Source organism: Tepidiforma thermophila (genome assembly GCF_002563855.1).
GTDB lineage: Bacteria > Chloroflexota > Dehalococcoidia > Tepidiformales > Tepidiformaceae > Tepidiforma > Tepidiforma thermophila.
Genome location: NZ_PDJQ01000001.1, coordinates 94,216 through 110,816 on the forward strand (window position 1 = coordinate 94,216; position 16,601 = coordinate 110,816).

General features: G+C 68.5%; 18 protein-coding genes. 6 read left to right on the forward strand and 12 right to left on the reverse strand.

The window, feature by feature from the left end:
- Window positions 1-146: 146 nt before the first annotated feature.
- Window positions 147-413: a 30S ribosomal protein S15 gene (gene rpsO / locus A9A59_RS00475; RefSeq protein ID WP_098502400.1), complete on the reverse strand. Its 267-nt coding sequence runs from the start codon at window positions 411-413 to the stop codon at window positions 147-149.
- A 58-nt stretch (window positions 414-471) separates the two neighbouring features.
- Between rpsO and A9A59_RS00480 the strand changes: the two genes are divergently transcribed.
- Window positions 472-999 (forward strand): P-loop nucleotide/nucleoside kinase family protein, encoded by a 528-nt coding sequence (locus A9A59_RS00480; RefSeq protein ID WP_165772397.1) that lies wholly within the window; start codon window positions 472-474, stop codon window positions 997-999.
- Entirely contained in the window at window positions 996-1,328 is a 333-nt protein-coding gene (locus tag A9A59_RS14205; RefSeq protein ID WP_098502402.1) for an antibiotic biosynthesis monooxygenase family protein, read from the forward strand. The genes A9A59_RS00480 and A9A59_RS14205 overlap by 4 nt, the downstream gene beginning before the upstream one ends.
- Before the next feature lie 74 nt (window positions 1,329-1,402).
- Here the strand turns inward: A9A59_RS14205 and A9A59_RS00490 are convergent, their stop codons facing one another.
- The 5 genes from A9A59_RS00490 to A9A59_RS00510 all read right to left on the reverse strand — a co-directional run bounded on the left by A9A59_RS00490 (window position 1,403) and on the right by A9A59_RS00510 (window position 6,764).
- Complete coding sequence (locus A9A59_RS00490) at window positions 1,403-2,887, reverse strand: aldehyde dehydrogenase family protein (RefSeq protein ID WP_098502403.1); 1,485 nt, start codon at window positions 2,885-2,887, stop codon at window positions 1,403-1,405.
- 69 nt (window positions 2,888-2,956) lie between these two features.
- Entirely contained in the window at window positions 2,957-3,352 is a 396-nt protein-coding gene (locus tag A9A59_RS00495; protein WP_133117452.1) for a MauE/DoxX family redox-associated membrane protein, read from the reverse strand.
- A gap of 1,333 nt (window positions 3,353-4,685) precedes the next feature.
- Window positions 4,686-5,351: a hypothetical protein gene (locus tag A9A59_RS13595; protein ID WP_133117453.1), complete on the reverse strand. Its 666-nt coding sequence runs from the start codon at window positions 5,349-5,351 to the stop codon at window positions 4,686-4,688.
- Window positions 5,352-5,427: 76 nt separating this feature from the next.
- A complete protein-coding gene (locus A9A59_RS00505) occupies window positions 5,428-5,727 on the reverse strand; it encodes a hypothetical protein (protein ID WP_098502406.1) in 300 nt (99 codons plus the stop codon).
- Between the two features lie 170 nt (window positions 5,728-5,897).
- On the reverse strand, window positions 5,898-6,764 hold the full coding sequence (locus tag A9A59_RS00510) for a phosphatase PAP2 family protein (protein ID WP_098504758.1): 867 nt from the start codon (window positions 6,762-6,764) through the stop codon (window positions 5,898-5,900).
- Between the two features lie 27 nt (window positions 6,765-6,791).
- On the opposite strand from A9A59_RS00510, the gene A9A59_RS00515 reads away from it, so the two are divergent.
- Window positions 6,792-8,300 (forward strand): leucyl aminopeptidase, encoded by a 1,509-nt coding sequence (locus A9A59_RS00515; RefSeq protein WP_165772398.1) that lies wholly within the window; start codon window positions 6,792-6,794, stop codon window positions 8,298-8,300.
- Window positions 8,301-8,583: 283 nt separating this feature from the next.
- Here the strand turns inward: A9A59_RS00515 and A9A59_RS00520 are convergent, their stop codons facing one another.
- The 5 genes from A9A59_RS00520 to A9A59_RS00540 form a co-directional block, all read right to left on the reverse strand.
- Window positions 8,584-9,201 (reverse strand): GNAT family N-acetyltransferase, encoded by a 618-nt coding sequence (locus tag A9A59_RS00520; protein WP_098502408.1) that lies wholly within the window; start codon window positions 9,199-9,201, stop codon window positions 8,584-8,586.
- Window positions 9,202-9,293: 92 nt separating this feature from the next.
- Complete coding sequence (locus tag A9A59_RS00525; RefSeq protein WP_098502409.1) at window positions 9,294-10,631, reverse strand: MFS transporter; 1,338 nt, start codon at window positions 10,629-10,631, stop codon at window positions 9,294-9,296.
- Window positions 10,632-10,672: 41 nt separating this feature from the next.
- The gene (locus A9A59_RS00530) at window positions 10,673-11,476 is read right to left on the reverse strand and encodes an enoyl-CoA hydratase (protein ID WP_098502410.1); all 804 of its coding nucleotides are present in this window, start codon (window positions 11,474-11,476) and stop codon (window positions 10,673-10,675) included.
- 62 nt (window positions 11,477-11,538) lie between these two features.
- Window positions 11,539-12,483 (reverse strand): LLM class flavin-dependent oxidoreductase, encoded by a 945-nt coding sequence (locus A9A59_RS00535; protein WP_098502411.1) that lies wholly within the window; start codon window positions 12,481-12,483, stop codon window positions 11,539-11,541.
- 76 nt (window positions 12,484-12,559) lie between these two features.
- On the reverse strand, window positions 12,560-13,876 hold the full coding sequence (locus tag A9A59_RS00540) for an MFS transporter (RefSeq protein ID WP_098502412.1): 1,317 nt from the start codon (window positions 13,874-13,876) through the stop codon (window positions 12,560-12,562).
- Between the two features lie 177 nt (window positions 13,877-14,053).
- On the opposite strand from A9A59_RS00540, the gene A9A59_RS00545 reads away from it, so the two are divergent.
- From A9A59_RS00545 to A9A59_RS00555, 3 genes are read left to right on the forward strand one after another with little or no spacing between them, the layout of a single operon-like run.
- Window positions 14,054-15,490, forward strand: a complete 1,437-nt coding sequence (locus A9A59_RS00545) for an NADP-dependent isocitrate dehydrogenase (protein WP_098502413.1) — start codon at window positions 14,054-14,056, stop codon at window positions 15,488-15,490.
- A 6-nt stretch (window positions 15,491-15,496) separates the two neighbouring features.
- The gene (locus tag A9A59_RS00550) at window positions 15,497-15,685 is read left to right on the forward strand and encodes a hypothetical protein (RefSeq protein ID WP_098502414.1); all 189 of its coding nucleotides are present in this window, start codon (window positions 15,497-15,499) and stop codon (window positions 15,683-15,685) included.
- A 47-nt stretch (window positions 15,686-15,732) separates the two neighbouring features.
- Window positions 15,733-16,224: a DinB family protein gene (locus tag A9A59_RS00555; protein ID WP_098502415.1), complete on the forward strand. Its 492-nt coding sequence runs from the start codon at window positions 15,733-15,735 to the stop codon at window positions 16,222-16,224.
- Here the strand turns inward: A9A59_RS00555 and A9A59_RS00560 are convergent.
- Window positions 16,221-16,559, reverse strand: coding sequence for a hypothetical protein (locus tag A9A59_RS00560; RefSeq protein ID WP_098502416.1), 339 nt, complete (start codon window positions 16,557-16,559; stop codon window positions 16,221-16,223). The genes A9A59_RS00555 and A9A59_RS00560 overlap by 4 nt on opposite strands.
- Between the last annotated feature and the right edge of the window lie 42 nt (window positions 16,560-16,601).

The following is a 16,601-nucleotide window of genomic DNA, read 5'->3' on the forward strand; positions in this document are numbered from 1 at the left end:
CACGTGGTGTGCTTCATCTCAGCTGCTGGGGTGGCCGTGGGATATGGGCCACGGTGCCCGTTTCGCGGTGGCTCCGCGATGGCGGGACGCAGGTGAGGAAGTGCGGGCGGGGCGGTTGCGGACCCCGCGAAAGCGAAAAGCCTCCGCTATCTGCGGAGGCCGAGGCGGGCGATGAGTTCGCGGTACCGGTTGACGTCGCGGCTGTTGAGGTACCGAAGCTGGCGGCGACGCTGGCCGACGAGCTTCAGGAGGCCGCGACGTGTGTGGTAGTCGTGCTTGTGCACCTTGAGGTGCTCGGTGAGGTACTTGATCCGCTCGGTGAGGATGGCAACCTGCACCTCAGGCGACCCGGTGTCGTTGGGGTGAGTGCCGAACTCCTTGATGAGGTCGGTCTTGCGCTCTTTCGTCAGCAACCTTGTTCTCTGTCTTCCTTTTCCTGTCGTCTCTACGGCTTCACGCTAGCATATGGGCATGGTTAGCGGCAATCGGGGAGGGGGCGAAGGGGTGCTCGTGCTGCTCTCGGGGCTGCCCGGTTCGGGGAAGACGACGCTGGCGCGGCAGCTGACGGAGCGGCTGGGGGCGGTGCACGTGGAGAGCGATGCGGTGCGGCGGCAGCTCTTTCCGGAGCCGGCCTACACGCCGGAGGAGCACGCGGCGGTGTTCGCGCGGGCGGAGGCGCTGGCAGCGGATGCGCTGGCCGAGGGGCAGACGGTGGTGGTGGATGCGACGAACCTGACGCGGCGGGACCGGCGGCGGTTCGTGCGGCTGGGGGAGCGGGCCGGGGGGCTGGTGCGGGTGCGGGTGACGGCGCCGGAGGCGGTGGTGCGGGAGCGGCTGCGCCGTCCGCGGGAGGGGTTTTCGCAGGCGGACGAAGCGGTCTATGAGCGGATGCTTCCGCGGGCGGAGGCGCTGGACGGCCCGAACGTGGTGGTCGACACGCGCTTCGAGACGGGGCCAAGCGTGGAGCTCATCGCCCGGCTGGTGGAGCGGCTGCGGTGAGGGAGCGGTTTCGGCCGCTGTTGGTGATGCGGGCGTGGCCGGCGCCGGAGCATTTCGAGGCATTCGCCCGGTGGGCGCGGGAGGTGCACGTCCGCGACACGGGGGCGGTGCCCGGCGTGCGGCGGGTGGAGGTGGGGCTGGCGCCGGAGGGGGTGGTGCTGGTGGTGTACGTGTTTGAAGATGCCGATTCGGTGCCGGTGGCGTTGCAAAGCCCGGAGGCGGCCTACGCCCGGGGCACGCTCCAGCAGTGGCTGGGGAAGGTGTACGAGGTGCGGTTCGAGATGCTGACGGCGGTGGCGCCGGAGCAGGCGTTCGCCTCGATCAACTGAGGCGCGGACAGCGGAACGGCTCCGGCCCGCAGCCGGGGCTGCGGGCCGGGCGAGTCGATAGAGCGGGGGCGGCGCTACTGGAGCTTGATCTGGATGGACTTGGTCTCCATGTACTCCTCGAGGCCGAGGTCGCCGAGTTCGCGGCCGAGGCCGCTCTGCTTGTAGCCGCCGTAGGGCATGTTGTAGAGGCCGGTGGAGTGGTAGGCGTTGACCCAGACGGTGCCGGCGCGGAGGCCTTTGGCGACTTTCAGGGCGACGTTGATGTCCTTCGTCCAGACGGCTGCGGCAAGGCCGTACATGGTGTCGTTGGCGATGCGGATGACATCGTCGAGGTTGTCGAAGGAGAGGACGGAGAGGACGGGACCGAAGATCTCTTCGCGGGCGATGGTGGCCTGCGCGGGGACCTCATCGAAGATGGTGGGTTTGACGAAGAGGCCTTTTTCGAGGCCGGGGTCGGTGGCGCGGGAGCCGCCGGTGAGCAGCTTCGCTTCCTGCCTGCCGCGTTCGAGGTAGCTCTCGATCTTTGCGAGCTGGTTTTCGTTGATGACCGGGCCCATGGTGGTGGCGGGGTCGAAGGGGTCGCCGAGCTTGAGCGTTTGGCTGAGGGCGGTGAGCTTCGCGACGAATTCGTCCTTGATCGGCTTCGCGACGAGGAGGCGGGAGCCGGCCTGGCAGACCTGGCCGCTGTTGAGGTAGATGCCGAAGAAGGCGCCGGCGACGGCGGCATCGAGGGCGGCATCGGGGAAGACGATGTTGGGGGACTTGCCGCCGAGTTCGAGGCTGACCTTTTTGACGTTGTTTGCGGCGGCGCGCATGACGGCCTTGCCGCTGGCGGTGGAGCCGGTGAAGGCGACCTTATCGACGAGCTCGGAGGCGGCGATGTGCTGGCCGACGAGAGCGCCGTTATCGGTTTCGCTGGTGACAACGTTGAAGACGCCGTCCGGCAGGCCGGCTTCGGCGAGGAGGCCGGCGAGCATGAGGGTGGAGCCGGGGGTGTAGTGGGAGGGCTTGGCCACCATGGTGCAGCCGGCGGCGATGGCGGGGCCGATCTTCCAGGAGATGAGAAGGAGCGGGAAGTTCCAGGGGGTGATGATGCCGACCACGCCGACGGGTTCATGGGCGACGATGCCGACGGCGTCGGGGATTTGCTGGGTGAAGGATTCGCCTTTGAGGTTGAGGGCCTTGGCGGCGAAGAGCTGGAAGACCTCGGCGGTGGCCATGACTTCGCCGAGGGCCATGGTCTTAGGCTTGCCGACTTCGGCGGCGATGCAGGTGGCGAAGGCATCGGCGCGCTCGGCGAGGAGGTCGGCGGCCCGGCGGAGGATGCGTGCGCGGTCGGCGGCGGGGGAGGTGGGCCAGGAGGTCTCGTCGAAGGCGCGGCGCGCGGCGCGGATGGCGCGCTCGGCGTCTTCGATGCCGCTGTTGGGGTAGACGCCGACGACGGAGCCGTCGTAGGGGCTGGTGCGGGTGAAGGTTGCGCCGCTGAGGGCGTCGACCCACTGGCCGTCGATGAACTGCTGGTAGGTGGTGACGCCGGGGCGTTCGGCGATGGACGTCATGGGGAGGGGCCTCCTTTCGTGCTGTCGGTGGGAGCATATCGAGAGGGGGGAAGGGATGCCAGCGGGCGGCTAAAAGACGATGATGGCCGCCACCGGCAGCAGCGCCAGGGCGGCGGCGCGGACGATGGTCCCGGTACCGATTGGCCCTGCAGTCCTCCCGAAGCACCCGCACGAGGGGTTGACACTTCGCTTGAGAATCACGGCCTGGCCTGCCGCAAGCAGCAAGAACAGCGGGGCGAGCAACGCAAGAGCCGCGACCTGGCGTCCCATCAACGTGAGACCAATCGCAGCCAGGCCCGTGGCGACCTCAGCCGCCGGCAGCCCGGTGGTGAACGGCTGAATCCCACGCGGGGGAAGGACCCCCCAGGCGACGATCGCGGAGGCGAATTCGCGGCGGAACCGAAGCTTGATGACGCCAGCGATGACAGCAACCGACGCCGGAATGCCAATGGCCAAGTACTGCATGCCCTGAATCATCATGCGGCTCCCAAGCTCAGCCTCATCGCGGTTAACGTTTGACGTCAGACGGTGGGTACACGACGGCGTCTCCGTTGGCCTCCCAGAAGGACACCAGACCCGGTGGAGACGCGCCGCAGCCGAAGTACACCCCAACTATTCCGCTCTCCTTGACCGAAACCGCGCGACCGGCGCCTGACTCGACCCCGTAGACGAGGACGTAGGCCCGTTCGGGCGATCCGAAAGACTCCCTCGCCCAGACCACAGCGTGCAACTCGGCGCCTTCGTCGCGGAGGCCAATGATGCGATCCACAACCCCTGCCCCCGCCGGCACGCTAAAGCCCTCGCAGTCGCCGATTACGATAAATTGCCCGACAAGCGTTCCGGGGCTCGATCCGGGTGGACACGTCGGGTTCGGCCCGGCACCAATTCCCGGCGTTGGAGTCTGGCCACACGGTTCAGGCTCACCGCCGAGCAGTTGGAGCAGTCTGGCAGCATCCCGATCCCGGATCGCTTCGGCGACCTCTACTACAACAGGTGGCAGTGGCGAGCGAGCCGGGTCCGCCGTGGCCGAGGGCGTCGCTGAAGACGCGGACGTGGCCTGCGTGCCGCCGGCCGTGGCGGAAGCAGCCGGCGTTTGAGTCTGGTCGTCGCCTGAACAGCCAACGGCCAGCCAGAGCAAGAGACTCAGTAGGAGTACCTGAAGACCCATGAGAGACTGCGGAGCATCGTATCGCCGCATGATATACTCGCATTCACGACAGAATTACCGCAACGCTCCCAATGGAGGTGTTGCCCTGTATAGCATCGCCCGCACGAACCAGATGGTACGGAGCCTATCACCTTGTAAGCGTGCCCTGTTCCAGGCTCAATTGATGTATTGTAATATCCGCTCGCAATGGCATTATTCACATGGACAAATATAACAACCCCTAGAAATGTGCCACTACCGTTCAGCCCAGAGTACATGTAGACGGTCATGACCCTCGTGTACGGAAGCGAGCTGCACCCAGATCCGCTCGAGCAGGCATTGCTGGCCAGTCCAACCCAGATCGAAGCGACGATTGGGTCAGCAGTGAACACGATGTCTGGGGTTCCACCACCAGTGCTGATATCCTGTGGCTCATTGCAAGATACTGAGGGGTGGCAGCACGGACCGCATGTGTATGCCCCGCCGCAGTACTTGCCTGTGGCTGCCATCTGACTACTGTTCCCGCAGCCGTTTGGGTCTGCCGGACAGGCGACGGGACCGGTCCAGCAGGAAGTCACTGTACCGGTTATGGGCGCATACCCATAGAAGCCAGGCACGAAACATTCCCCTTTCTATCGAAGGTTCATTGCGTTAAACCTGCTGGAATTCGAACGGAAATCTCTCCGCCGGCAAAGCGGGGGCGCGCATCGTGGCAGTCATTCTGTACAGTCCTTCGTCGGACGCCCAGATTGCCACGATTTCGAGAGGGGCAGTCCAATATATTCCCGCGACGGGCGTCGCCGAGGTCTTTGCCGGGAACACTGGTCGCTCCGGGATGCCTGCGACAGGGACGGGATATGGCCGAATATAGTGAGGCTGAGCGGTGATGACTATGGATGAGTACGGACCGTCTTCGGCCTCCGTGATCGTGGCTACCTCGAATACCCGGGAGCCAGAAAACGTGGCTCGGATCGATGAGACCGGTTGCCCTTTGACCTTCCAGAGGGGGACACCCAAGGATCGCGCTTCAGCGCCGGAAAGCGAACGCGCAAATCCGGTCGGTTCGGGCCCGTCCCCGATCTTCTCCAGTATCGGTGGAGCGAGCACCGGCACTCTCTCCGGCGCCGGGCGGGTTGCGCCGGGTGCGAGAAGCAGGAGCCCGTTGTAAAGCTCTCCCGCGTCCGAGCCGCGCCCATCAGCGGCACGGGCGGCATCGCGGCTTCGGAGGCCCAGCGGGTCAACCATGGCGCCGGCCACCGCCATGGGGCCGGCTGCCAGCTTGCGGAGGATCTGTCGGCGCGTCGCTTCGCGAAACATCTCTTTGTCTCCGATTGCCCGCCGGGGGACCGGAATAAGCCTACCCTCCGGCGCCGGGCCGATGTGAGAATATTTCTCAGAAGATGCGGTTTTCCCTGATCATTTTGAACGCTGGCGCGCAGCAGCAGGTTCCGTGCAGCTCGGCCCAAGTACGAAGGAAAGCCCGGGTTGGCTCGAATCCAACCGGGTCCAGAACGTGGCAGGCAAGCTCTCTTATGTGGCGATAGACGGCCTTCGAACTTTGGCCGCTGGCTGCGGCGATGTCCGGCGGAGCCCAGCCCACGCAGATGGCAGCTACCAGGCGCTGCTGGTAGCCGTTCAGCTCACGCACGTGGTGCCTGCCCAACACGCGGAGCACCTCGCTCGGCTGATACATGAGGCACTCCTGCCCCCGGCTCCAGGGTCCGCCACCGGGGCACCTGTCGTGTCTACCACAAGAAGTAATGGGCATTCAACGCTTGACGGGTCGACCAGTTGACCGGTCGGCGAACGGGCGGCCAGGCATGGGCTTCCAGCACGGCGGCTTACGGCGAAAGCGGACAGGCTTCACTTCACCGGCTCGCGGGCGGGGAGGCGGGCGGCGAGCGCCCGGGCGGCTGGATGCCAGAACCGTTCGATGAGGAGGGCGATGCCGAAGCCGGCGAAGGCGACGATGCCGCCGAAGACGGCATCGAGGATGAAGTGGTTCCCGGTCATGACGACAGCGAAGAACATCGCGACCGGCCAGGCGACGCCGAAAGCGACGGCGAGCGGATGCCGCCCGACCCAGGCGACGACGGCGCCGAGGAGGAGCGACCAGCCGAAGTGGAGGCTGGGGACGGCGGCGAAGGGGTTGACGAAGGCTTCGGTCTCCTGGGCGTTGTAGCCGAAGCGGTCGAAGGCGGCCATGGTATCGATGAAGCCGGAGAAGGGGACGAGCCGCGGCGGGGCGACGGGGAAGAGCCAGTAGATGACGACGCCGATGGCCCCTGAGGCGAGGAAGGCGTTCCGGGTGCTGTAGTAGGCGCGGCGGTGGAAGACGAAGAGCCAGACGGCGAGGAGGGCGACGAGGGGCATGTGGCCCCAGAAGTAGACCCAGTTGAGTGCCCGGATGGCCCAGTAGGAATCGAGAATCCAGCTCTGCATACGGAGCTCCCAGTAGATGCGGAGCTGCTGCTCGAGTTCGATGAGGTTGAAGGCGCGGACCATCGCCTCGCCGGCGCGGTCGACGACGAGGCCCCGGACGGTGAAGTAGATGAGGAAGGCGACGACGACCACGACGGCTTCGTAGATGCCGTACTGCCGGATGAGTGCCCAGGCCCGGGCGAGGCGGTGAGCGGTGCGGTCGAATCGGGGCGCCATGGGGATCCGCGAGTGGCCGCAGGCGGTTGCCGCGACGATAATGCTGATTTCAAGGTAGCACGCCGGCGGCATGCCGGGACTTCGACGGGGGAACGGAACGTGAAGGTACGTGTCGAGCAAGGCGATATCACCCGGGCAGCGGCGGATGCGGTCGTCGTGAACCTGTTCGAAGGTGTGACGGTGCCGGGGGGCGGGACCGGCGCGGTGGATATGGCGCTGGGCGGTGCAATTTCACAGGTGATCGCCGCGGGCGACCTGCGAGGCAAGGCCGGCGAGCTGGTGACGATCCACACGCTGGGGCGGATGCCTGCGCCGCGCGTGCTGGTGGCCGGGCTGGGGAACCGCGACGAGTTCGACATCGACGCGGTGCGGAACCTTGCGGCGAACGTGGTGCGGGCGCTGCGGAGGCCGGGCATCCGCCGGATTGCGACGATTGCGCACGGAGCGGGGATCGCCGGGCTCGACCCGGAGGCGTGCGCGCAGGCGATCGCGGAGGGGTCGATTCTCGGCGGGTACCAGTTCCTGAAGCACAAGTCGAGCGCAGGGGACGACCGGGCGGAGATCGAGGAGGTGGTGATCATCGAGCACGACGCGTCGAAGGTGGCGGGGATGGCGCGGGCGGCGGAGCGGGGGTCGATCCTGGCGGAGGCGACGAATATCGCGCGGGACTGGGCGAACGAGCCATCGAACCACCTGACGCCGACGGTGATGGCGGAGCGAGCTGCGGAGCTGGCGCGGGAGGCGGGGATGGAGTTCGAGGTGCTGGAGCGGGCGGACATGGAGCGGAAGGGGATGGGCTCGCTGCTCTCGGTTGCGAAGGGGAGCGTGGAGCCGCCGAAGCTCATCCGGCTCGGCTACCGGGGCCGCGGCGGCGAGGGGTGGGACCTCGCGCTGGTGGGGAAGGGGATTACGTTCGATACCGGCGGCATCAGCATCAAGCCGGCGGCGAACATGGAGGCGATGAAGGCGGACATGACCGGCGCCGCGAACGTGATAACGGCGGCGTGGGCCCTGGCGCGGCTGGGAGCGAAGCTGAACGTGCTGGCGATTGCTCCATGCACGGAGAACATGCCCTCAGGCAGCGCGACGAAGCCGGGCGACGTGGTCCGGGCGATGAACGGGCGGACGATCGAGGTGATCAACACGGATGCCGAGGGGCGGCTCGTGCTGGCGGACGCGATCTGCTGGGCGAACGAGCTGGGCGCGAAGCGGATTGTCGACGTGGCGACGCTGACCGGGGCGGTGACGACGGCGCTCGGGGACGTGTGCTACGCGCTGATGACGAACGACGATGCGCTCTGCCGGGAGGTGGAGGCGGCGGCTGCGGCGGCGGGGGAGAAGACCTGGCGGCTGCCGATGTGGAAGGAGTACGACGAGTACATCAAGAGCGATGTGGCCGACTGCCGGAACGTCGGCGCCGGGAACCGGGGTGCGGGGACGATTGTCGGGGCGAAGTTCCTGGAGCCGTTCGCGGGGAAGACGCCGTGGGTGCACCTCGACATCGCCGGGGTGGACAACATGTCGTCGGACCGGGGCTGGGTGACGAAGGGTGCGAGCGGCTACAGCGTGCGGGCGCTCATCAACCTGGGGCTGCGGCTGGCGCAGTAGGCCCCGCCAGGGAGAGCCGGCGGGGCGGGCGACCTCGGTGATGCGGCAGGTGCCGGCCGGGCCGCACACAAGGGTGACGCCGACCGCCTGGCCGGAAGCCCAGCGGCCGACGACCAGGCGCATCCGCTCGAGGGTGGAGCCTTCGAGCACGAGGTAGCAGTGCGCCGTCTGGCCGGGGTCGGCGGTGATGGCGAGGCAGGCGCCGGCGAGGGTGAGCTCCCTCCCCGCGAGGCAGGCGCGGAGCGCATCCTCGGCCGCTGGGGGCAGCTCACCGGGCAGGAGACTACTCGGGGGCAGCCAACAGGCGCGGTGCGGGCGCGAGGCCGCGGTGTGGGGCCTTCGGCAGGAGCGAGCGCTGGGCCGGCGCAGCGGCGGGCTCGGGCAGGACGGTGAGATCGAGCTTCACGAAGGCGCAGTCACCCTCGACGGAGACCTGCGGGCGGAATGGGGAGGCGCGGAAGACGGCGAGCATGGCGGTGTTCTCGTTGAGGACAGCGGCAGTGAAGCGGTCGATGCCCTGGCTGCGGGCGTGCTCGGCGAGACGGGCGAGGAGGGCGGGGCCGATGCCCTGGCCCTGGAGGGCGTCTTCGACGATGAAGGCGACCTCGGCGGAGCGGGGTGCGTCGCGCTCGTAGCGGCCGATGCCGTGGATGGTGTCGCTGTCGAGCGGGCTGGCGACGAAGGCGGCGCGGTCGCGGAAGTCGACGGTGCAGAGGTGGCGGGCGACCTCATTGGTGAGCCGGCGGCGAGGTGTGAAGTAGCGCATGCGGAGCGACTCGATGGAGAGGCGCTCGTGGAAGGCGAAGAGGTTGGGCACATCCTCCGGTCGGATCGGCCGGAGGCGCATGGTTGTGCCGGTGCGCGTGACGAAGGTGCGTTCCGGAGGATAGACGACGTCCACGGTTTGAGTATCGCAGACGGGGCGGAGGTATCGAGTTATCGGCCGGTGCAGATTTCAGGTTCCGATAGGGCCTCAGGAAGGAGTCTATCGGGTCAGTCGGCGCCGGAGGGAGAGCGGAGAGCGGGCCCGGGGGCGGCCTCGGCAGCGCGGGACTTCGCGGGGCGGGCGAAGAGGATGGCGACGGCGGCGAGGTAGGTGAGGGCCGCGGTGATGGTGAAGGGGACGGTGTAGCCGCCGGTGGCGTCGTGGATGATGCCGACGCCGATGGGACCGAGGCCGCTCCCGACCTGGCCGGCGAGACTGATGAGCCCGAAGACGGTTCCGAATGAGACCATGCCGAAAATTTCGCCGACGAGGAGGGACTGCATCATGTAGACGTTGCCGATGGTGAGGCCGAAGACGAGGGTGAGGGCCCAGGTGGCAGCGATGCTGTCGGTGTGAATGATGAGCAGGATGGCGGTGGCCTGGACGACGAAGAGGATGACGGTGAGGAGGCGGCGGTCGACGTTGTCGGCGAAGATGCCGACGGCGAGGCGGGCGACGATGGAGCCGAAGGCGGTGACGGAGATGGTGAAGGCGGCGGCGCTGCGGGAGCCGAGGCGGTCTTCGAGGAAGGTGACCTGGTGGACGACGTAGCCGGTCTGGGCGATGAGGACGAGGAGGAAGGCGACGAGGATGCCCCAGAATCCGACGGTGCGGACTGCCTCGGCGCGGGTCCAGGTGCGCATCTGGGCGGCGAGGACCGCCTGCTGTGCGGGCGGCGGTGCTGATTCCGCGGTGTCGCCGTCGGGGAGCATGCCGACGTCGCGGGGGTCGAAGACGATGACGCCGAGGATGACGGGGATGGACGTGAGGATGACGAGGGCGCCGAGGATCGGGGTCGCCAGTTCGAGTCCGCCGGCGTCGATGAGGCGGCTGGCGACCGGAGCAAGGATAACGCCGCCGAGGGAGACGCCGGTGAAGGAGATGCTCATGGCGAGGGCGCGGCGGCGGATAAACCAGCGGGTGAGGATGGCGTTAACGGCGATGTTGCTGGACATGCCGAAGGCGACGGCGAAGACGAAATAGACGAGGTAGAGCTGCCAGAGCTCATTGACGATCCCGATCATGGCGGCGCTGGCGCCGTTGATGAGGCTGCCGATGAGCATGAAGCGGCGAGGGCCGTATTTGTCGACGTAGGGGCCGACGATGGCGGCGGTGAGGCCGGAGACGCAGAAGTAGATGGCGGGGGCCCAGCTGACTTCGGCGGTTGACCAGCCGTGGGCCTCTTTGAGCGGCTTGAGGAAGATGGGGAGGCCGTAATAGCCGACCCCGACGCCGACCATCATCAGCAGGGAGCAGGCGACGGCCACGTACCAGCCGTAGAACCACCCGCCGGGGAGGAGACGTGCAGCGGGCGGCAGGGGGCGCGGGGGGTGCTGCGCGGTCATTCAGCGTACTCTAACGAAATCCGCGCCGGGCTGCGCGGGGCTCAGCGGCCGTGGAAGACGGGTTCGCGCTTTTCGACGAAGGCGCGGGCGGCGTTCCGGTGGTCTTCGGTTTGGCCGCTGGCGACCATGTTTTCGGCCTCGCGGGTGAGGGTATCGGCGAAGGTGTTGGTCTCGCCGTAGACGAAGTTGTCCTTCATGCGGGCGTAGGCAAGGGTGGGGCCGCTGGCGAGCCGCTTTGCGAGGGCCATGGTCTCGGCCCAGAACTGGTCGTGGGGGACGACGCGGGAGACGATGCCGAGCTCGAGGGCGCGGGCGGCATCGATGACGTCGGAGAGGAAGTAAAGCTCGCGGGCGCGCATGGGGCCCACGAGGCGCTGGAGGAGCCAGGTGCCGCCGAAGTCGCCGCTGAAGCCGACTTTGGCGAAGGCGGTGGTGAAGCGCGCCTGGTCGCTGGCGATGCGGAGGTCGGCGGCGAGGGCGACGCTGAGGCCCGCGCCGGCAGCGACGCCGTTGACCGCGGCGATGGTGGGCTTGGGCATCTCGTGGAGGAGGCGGGAGACCTCTTCCTGCTGGCGGAGGACATCGACGCGGGAGACGAGGCCACCGCCGCCGGAGGCAGCGGCTTCGTTGGCGGCAGCCATGGCTTTGACATCGCCGCCGGCGCAGAAGGCGCGCCCGGCGCCGGTGATCACCACGCAGCGGATGGCGGGGTCGGCGGCGGCCTTCGCGGCGACGTCGGCGAGGGTATCGAGCATCTCAGGGGTCATGGCGTTGAGGGATTCGGGGCGGTTCATGGTGATGACCATGACGGCATCTTCGACCGAGGTGAGGACAACGTCAGACATGCGGCAGGTCCTTTCGCGCAGGTTTATCGGATTGTAGGGGGCTGCCCGGGAGAGGCGGGAGGTTACTCGGCGGCGAGTTCTCCGAGGGCGGCGAGGGTGCGGGGCAGGGCCTCGCGGTCGCCGGGCGGCAGGATGGGCATGGCGAGGATTTCGCCGGCGCCGAAGGCTGGGGCTTCGCGGAGGCGGGCCTTGACGGCTTCGGCGGTGCCGTGGACGACGAGGGCATCGATCATCCGGTCGGAGAGCTGACCCTCGAGGGCCTCGGGGAAGCCGGCATCGGCGAACATCTGCTGGTAGAAGGGAACGCGGGGGTAGATGCCGATCTGGCGGCGGGCACCTTCGCGGACAGCCTCGGCGTCTTCGGAGACGACGACAGGGATGTGGGCGACGAGGGGCGGCGGGGTGCGCCCGGCTTTTTCGGCGCCCTGGCGGATGGCGGGGATGGCGACGTCGCGGAGGTAGGGGAGGGGGCAGACCCAGGAGATAGCGCCATCGGCGAGTTCGCCGCAGAGGCGGAAGCCGTTGGCGCGGAGGGCGGAGGCCATGACGGTGACGCCGGTCGGCCCGCCGATGGAGCCGCGGGCGATGAGGCGCTTGCCTTCGAAGGCGACGGAGCCGGTGCCGAGGATGGCTTTGAGGATGGTGAGGTATTCGCGGAGGTGTTCGAGGGGGCGCTCGAAGGGGATGCCCCAGGTGCCTTCGATGACGGGCTTGTGGCTGGGGCCGACGCCGAGGCGGAGACGGCCAGGTGCGAGGGTATCGACGGCGGCAGCGCCCTGGGCCATGGCGAGGGGATGGCGGGGGAAGGTAGGGACGATGCTGGTGCCGAACTTGATGCGCGAGGTGCGCATGGCGGCGGCGCCGAAGACGGCGAAGGGGTCGGGGGCGAGGCCGCCGACGGTGAGCCATGCGCATTCGATGCCGGCCTGTTCGGCGGCGACGATGCCGTCGACAAGTTCGGGGGCGGTGCGGGCAACGATATGGACACCGACGGTTATGCCGTGCATGGGCAGGGGCCTCCGGAGACTGCGGGTGTGGTGAGCCGAACTCTACCGGCCGCGAGGCTGCGGCGGAAGGCCGGCTTCAGGCCCGGGCGGGGGCCCGGCGGCGCCCGGCGAAGACCTCGGGCTCGCGGACGAGCATGGCTGCGGCGAGGGCAGCGAGGACGAGGATGACGCCGATGACGATGTAGACGGCGCCGATGCCGCCGACGCCGGAAGTGAAGCCGCCGCCGAGGGGGCCGAGGAGGAGCGCCATGGACTGCATGCTGGCGGCGAGACCGAAGGCGCTGCCCTGCTTGCCATCGGGGGTGCCGGCGGCGATGAGGGCGTTTGTGCCGGGGACCATGGCGCCCTGGAAGAGGCCGACCGCGCCGAAGAGGAGCAGGAAGGCGGTAAGGCCCTGGGCGAGGGCCACGAGCGGGTAGAGGAGGCCGGTGATGAGTGCGGCGGCGACAACGGTGTTGCGGTAGCCGAAGCGCTCGCCGAGGGGCGCGACGGAGAGGGCGGCGATGGTGGAGGTGAGCCCGATGACGGCGAAGACGATGCCGGTTGCGGCCTCTTTGCGGAGGTCCCAGGCGGCGCCGGGGAGTTCGAGGTGGACGCGCCCCTCGCCGGGGGCAGCAGCGGCGAACTTATCGATGCTGAGCGGCATCACGGGGCGGACGAAGGTGGTGGAGAGCCAGAGGACGAAGAGGAAGAGGAGGACGAGGACGACCTGGCGCTCGCCGATGACCACGCGGAGGTTTTCGAGGAGGGAGCCCTCGCTGCGGCGGGCGGCGGGACCGGGCTCGCTGCCGGCGACGGGGGTTTCGCTGACGAAGAAGAAGACGAGGATTGCGGCGATGCCGTAAAGGGCCGCGCAGAAGATGAAGGATTCGCGGATGCCGAGGCTGGAGGCGACGATGCCGCCGAGGACGGGGCCGAGCATGTTGGCGGCGAACTGCCCCGTCTGGAGGGTGCCGAGGGCGCGCCCGACCTGTTCTTTGGGGGTGGTGGCGGCGACGAGGGCAGCGGCGGCGCCCATGGTGCCGGCGAAGGCGCCCATGAGGAAGCGGAGGATGATGAGCTGCCAGACCGCCTGGGCGATGCCCATGATGCCGATGAGGAGGCCGGCGCCGACCAGGGCGCGGAGGAACATCGGTTTGCGGCCGAAGCGGTCGGCGAGGGAGCCCCAGAGCGGCGCGGTGAGCGTGAGCGAGAGCCCGGTGGCGCTGGCGGTGATGCCGGTGTAGAAGGCGACGCGGGATTCGTCGGTGACGCCGAGGTCCTGGATGAAGAAGGGGATGAATGGGAAGACGAAGTTGGCGCCCATGAGCCCGACGAAGACGCCGATCCAGATGAAGACGAGATTGCGGCGCCAGCCGGGCGCGGCGTGGGCGGCCGGGCGGGCCCCGGCCATCAGGGGCGGCCGCCGGGGAGCGGAGTTTGGGTGAGGGGAGCCACAGGGCGAAACCGGATGGTTAGGGTGGCGTTCATGATGCCACCGGGGGACAGTTACGTCACCAGACAGACGACCGTCAACTCACGACTCAAACGTCGTGTATCATGGGCAGAGTTTACCGCTGGAGGTGCCTGGATGGCGAAAATTCCGATTACGGTTGCGCGGGGTGACGGGATCGGCCCGGAGATTATGGATGCGACGCTGCGCATCCTGGAGGCTGCGGGGGCGGAGCTGGAGATCGAGGAGATCGAGATTGGCGAACAGGCGTACCTGAAGGGGTACAGCGCCGGTATTGCGCCGGAGGCGTGGGAATCGCTGCGGCGGACGAAGGTGTTCCTGAAGGCGCCGATCACGACGCCGCAGGGCGGGGGCTTCAAGAGCCTCAACGTGACGGTGCGGAAGACGCTGGGCCTGTATGCGAACGTGCGGCCCTGCACAGCCTATGCGCCGTTTGTCGAGACGAAGCACCCGGGGATGGACGTCGTCATCATCCGCGAGAACGAAGAGGACCTCTACGCGGGGATTGAGCATCGGCAGACCGACCAGGTGTACCAGTGCCTGAAGCTGATTACGCGGCCGGGCACAGAGAAGATCGTGCGGTACGCGTTCGAATACGCGCGGATGAACGGGCGGAAGAAGGTCACCTGCTTCACGAAAGATAACATCATGAAGATGACCGACGGCCTCTTCCACAAGGTGTTCGAGGAGGTCGCGGCGGAGTACCCGGGCATCGAGGCGGAGCACTGGATTGTCGACATCGGGGCCGCGAAGCTGGCGGACACGCCGGAGGCGTTCGATGTGGTGGTGCTGCCGAACCTGTACGGCGACATCCTGAGCGACGTGGCGGCACAGATTGCGGGGTCGGTGGGCCTGGCGGGCTCGGCGAACATCGGCGAGCACGGTGCGATGTTCGAGGCGATTCACGGTTCGGCGCCGCGGCGGGCCGGGCAGGACCTCGCGAATCCGTCGGGCCTGCTGCTGGGCGCGGTGATGATGCTGGTGCACATCGGGCAATCGGATGTAGCGACGCGGGTGCACAACGCGTGGCTGCGGACGATCGAGGACGGCATCCACACGTACGACATCTACGACCCGGGCGTGAGCAAGGAGAAGGTGGGTACGCGGGCCTTCGCCGATGCGGTGATTGCGCGGCTGGGGCAGGAGCCGCAGCACCTGAAGCCGGTGCGGTACACGGCGGAGGGGCGGTTCACGCCGCCGCCGCTGAAGCCGCAGCCGCGGGCGAAGAAGGAGACGATCGGGGTGGATGTCTTCGTGCACGACCCGGAGACGACGCCGGACGGGCTGGCGGCGCGGCTCCAGGCGCTGGAGGGCGACGGGCTGCACCTGGCGATGATCACGAACCGCGGGGTGAAGGTCTGGCCCGAGGGGCTCCCGGAGACGTTCTGCACGGACCACTGGCGGTGCCGGTTCAAGGCGGACGGGCCGATCAGCCACACGGCGATTGTGGGACTGCTGGGGCGGCTGGCGGGAGCCGGCATCGACTTCATCAAGACCGAGCACCTGTGCACCTTCGACGGCGAGGAGGCCTTCTCGAAGGGGCAGGGGGAGTGACGGGCGATGGCGTACCGGGTGCTCATGGCGACGCGGCGGGGCTGGGAGGAGGTGTGGTGCACCTGCCCGGCTGCGCGGGCGTGTTTCGCCGACCCGGCTGAGGCGGCGCGGGCCGCGGAGCTCCACCGCCGGAGCTGCCGGCTCCTCGGCTCGGCGCTCGCATACCGGGTGGCCGCAACGGAATTGCACGACTGAGGGCTCCAGCGGGCAGGCAGCCGCGGCGCGGGCCGTAGAATGGTGCGATGGCGCGGCTGCCCGCTGACCTGGAGGATGTCCTGGCGCGCTACGTGCGCGGCCCGGCCCTGGTGCGCGAGGCGGTGAACGGCGCCGGGCCGGGCGTCATCTCCCGGGCGGGGAGCGGCGGCTGGAGCGTGCGGGATGTGCTGGTGCACCTCGCGGATGCGGAGCTGGTCCGGGCGAGCCGGCTGCGGTTCATGCTCGCTGAGGAGGAGCCGCCGGCGCTCCCGGGGTTCGACGAAGGGCGATGGAAACGGCGGCTCCAGTACCTTTGGCGCAGCCCGGAAGCGGCGCTCGCGCTGTACGACGCCCTCGTGTATTCGAATGCGGAGCTGCTGCGGCAGTTCCCGGCGGAGGCGTTCGGGCGCGACGGGCTGGTCGATGGGGAGCGGGTGACGGTGGCGGAGCTCCTGCAGCGGGGTGCAGCGCACAGCGAGGAGCATGCGGACCAGATCCGTGCGCTGCGGGCGGAGCTGGGCGACCGGCCTGGCCGCTAGGGCTCAGCCCGGAGGAGTTCGAGCAGGCGGTCGATGGCCCGCAGGCCGAAGCCGGCGACGATGCCGCGGCAGGCGGCTGCGATAGGGTCGGGCGTTTCGCCGTCCCACGGGGTTGTCGCCACGGCGATGACGGGCCTGGGGTGGGCGCGGATGACGTCGGCGATCCGTTCTGCGTGGCTGGCCGGGATGCCATCGCGGACGAGGATGGCCGGCAGCGGGCAGCTGGCGAGGATGCCCGGGACATCGAGCGGGGAGGAGTAGCGGTGCACATCGGCGCCGGGCCAGGTGAGGCCGGGTGCGCAGGCCGCCGGGAGGAGGACAAGGACGGGCTCCATGGGGCCAGTGTACGCGACCGGGGTGGACGGCGGCCGCGCGGC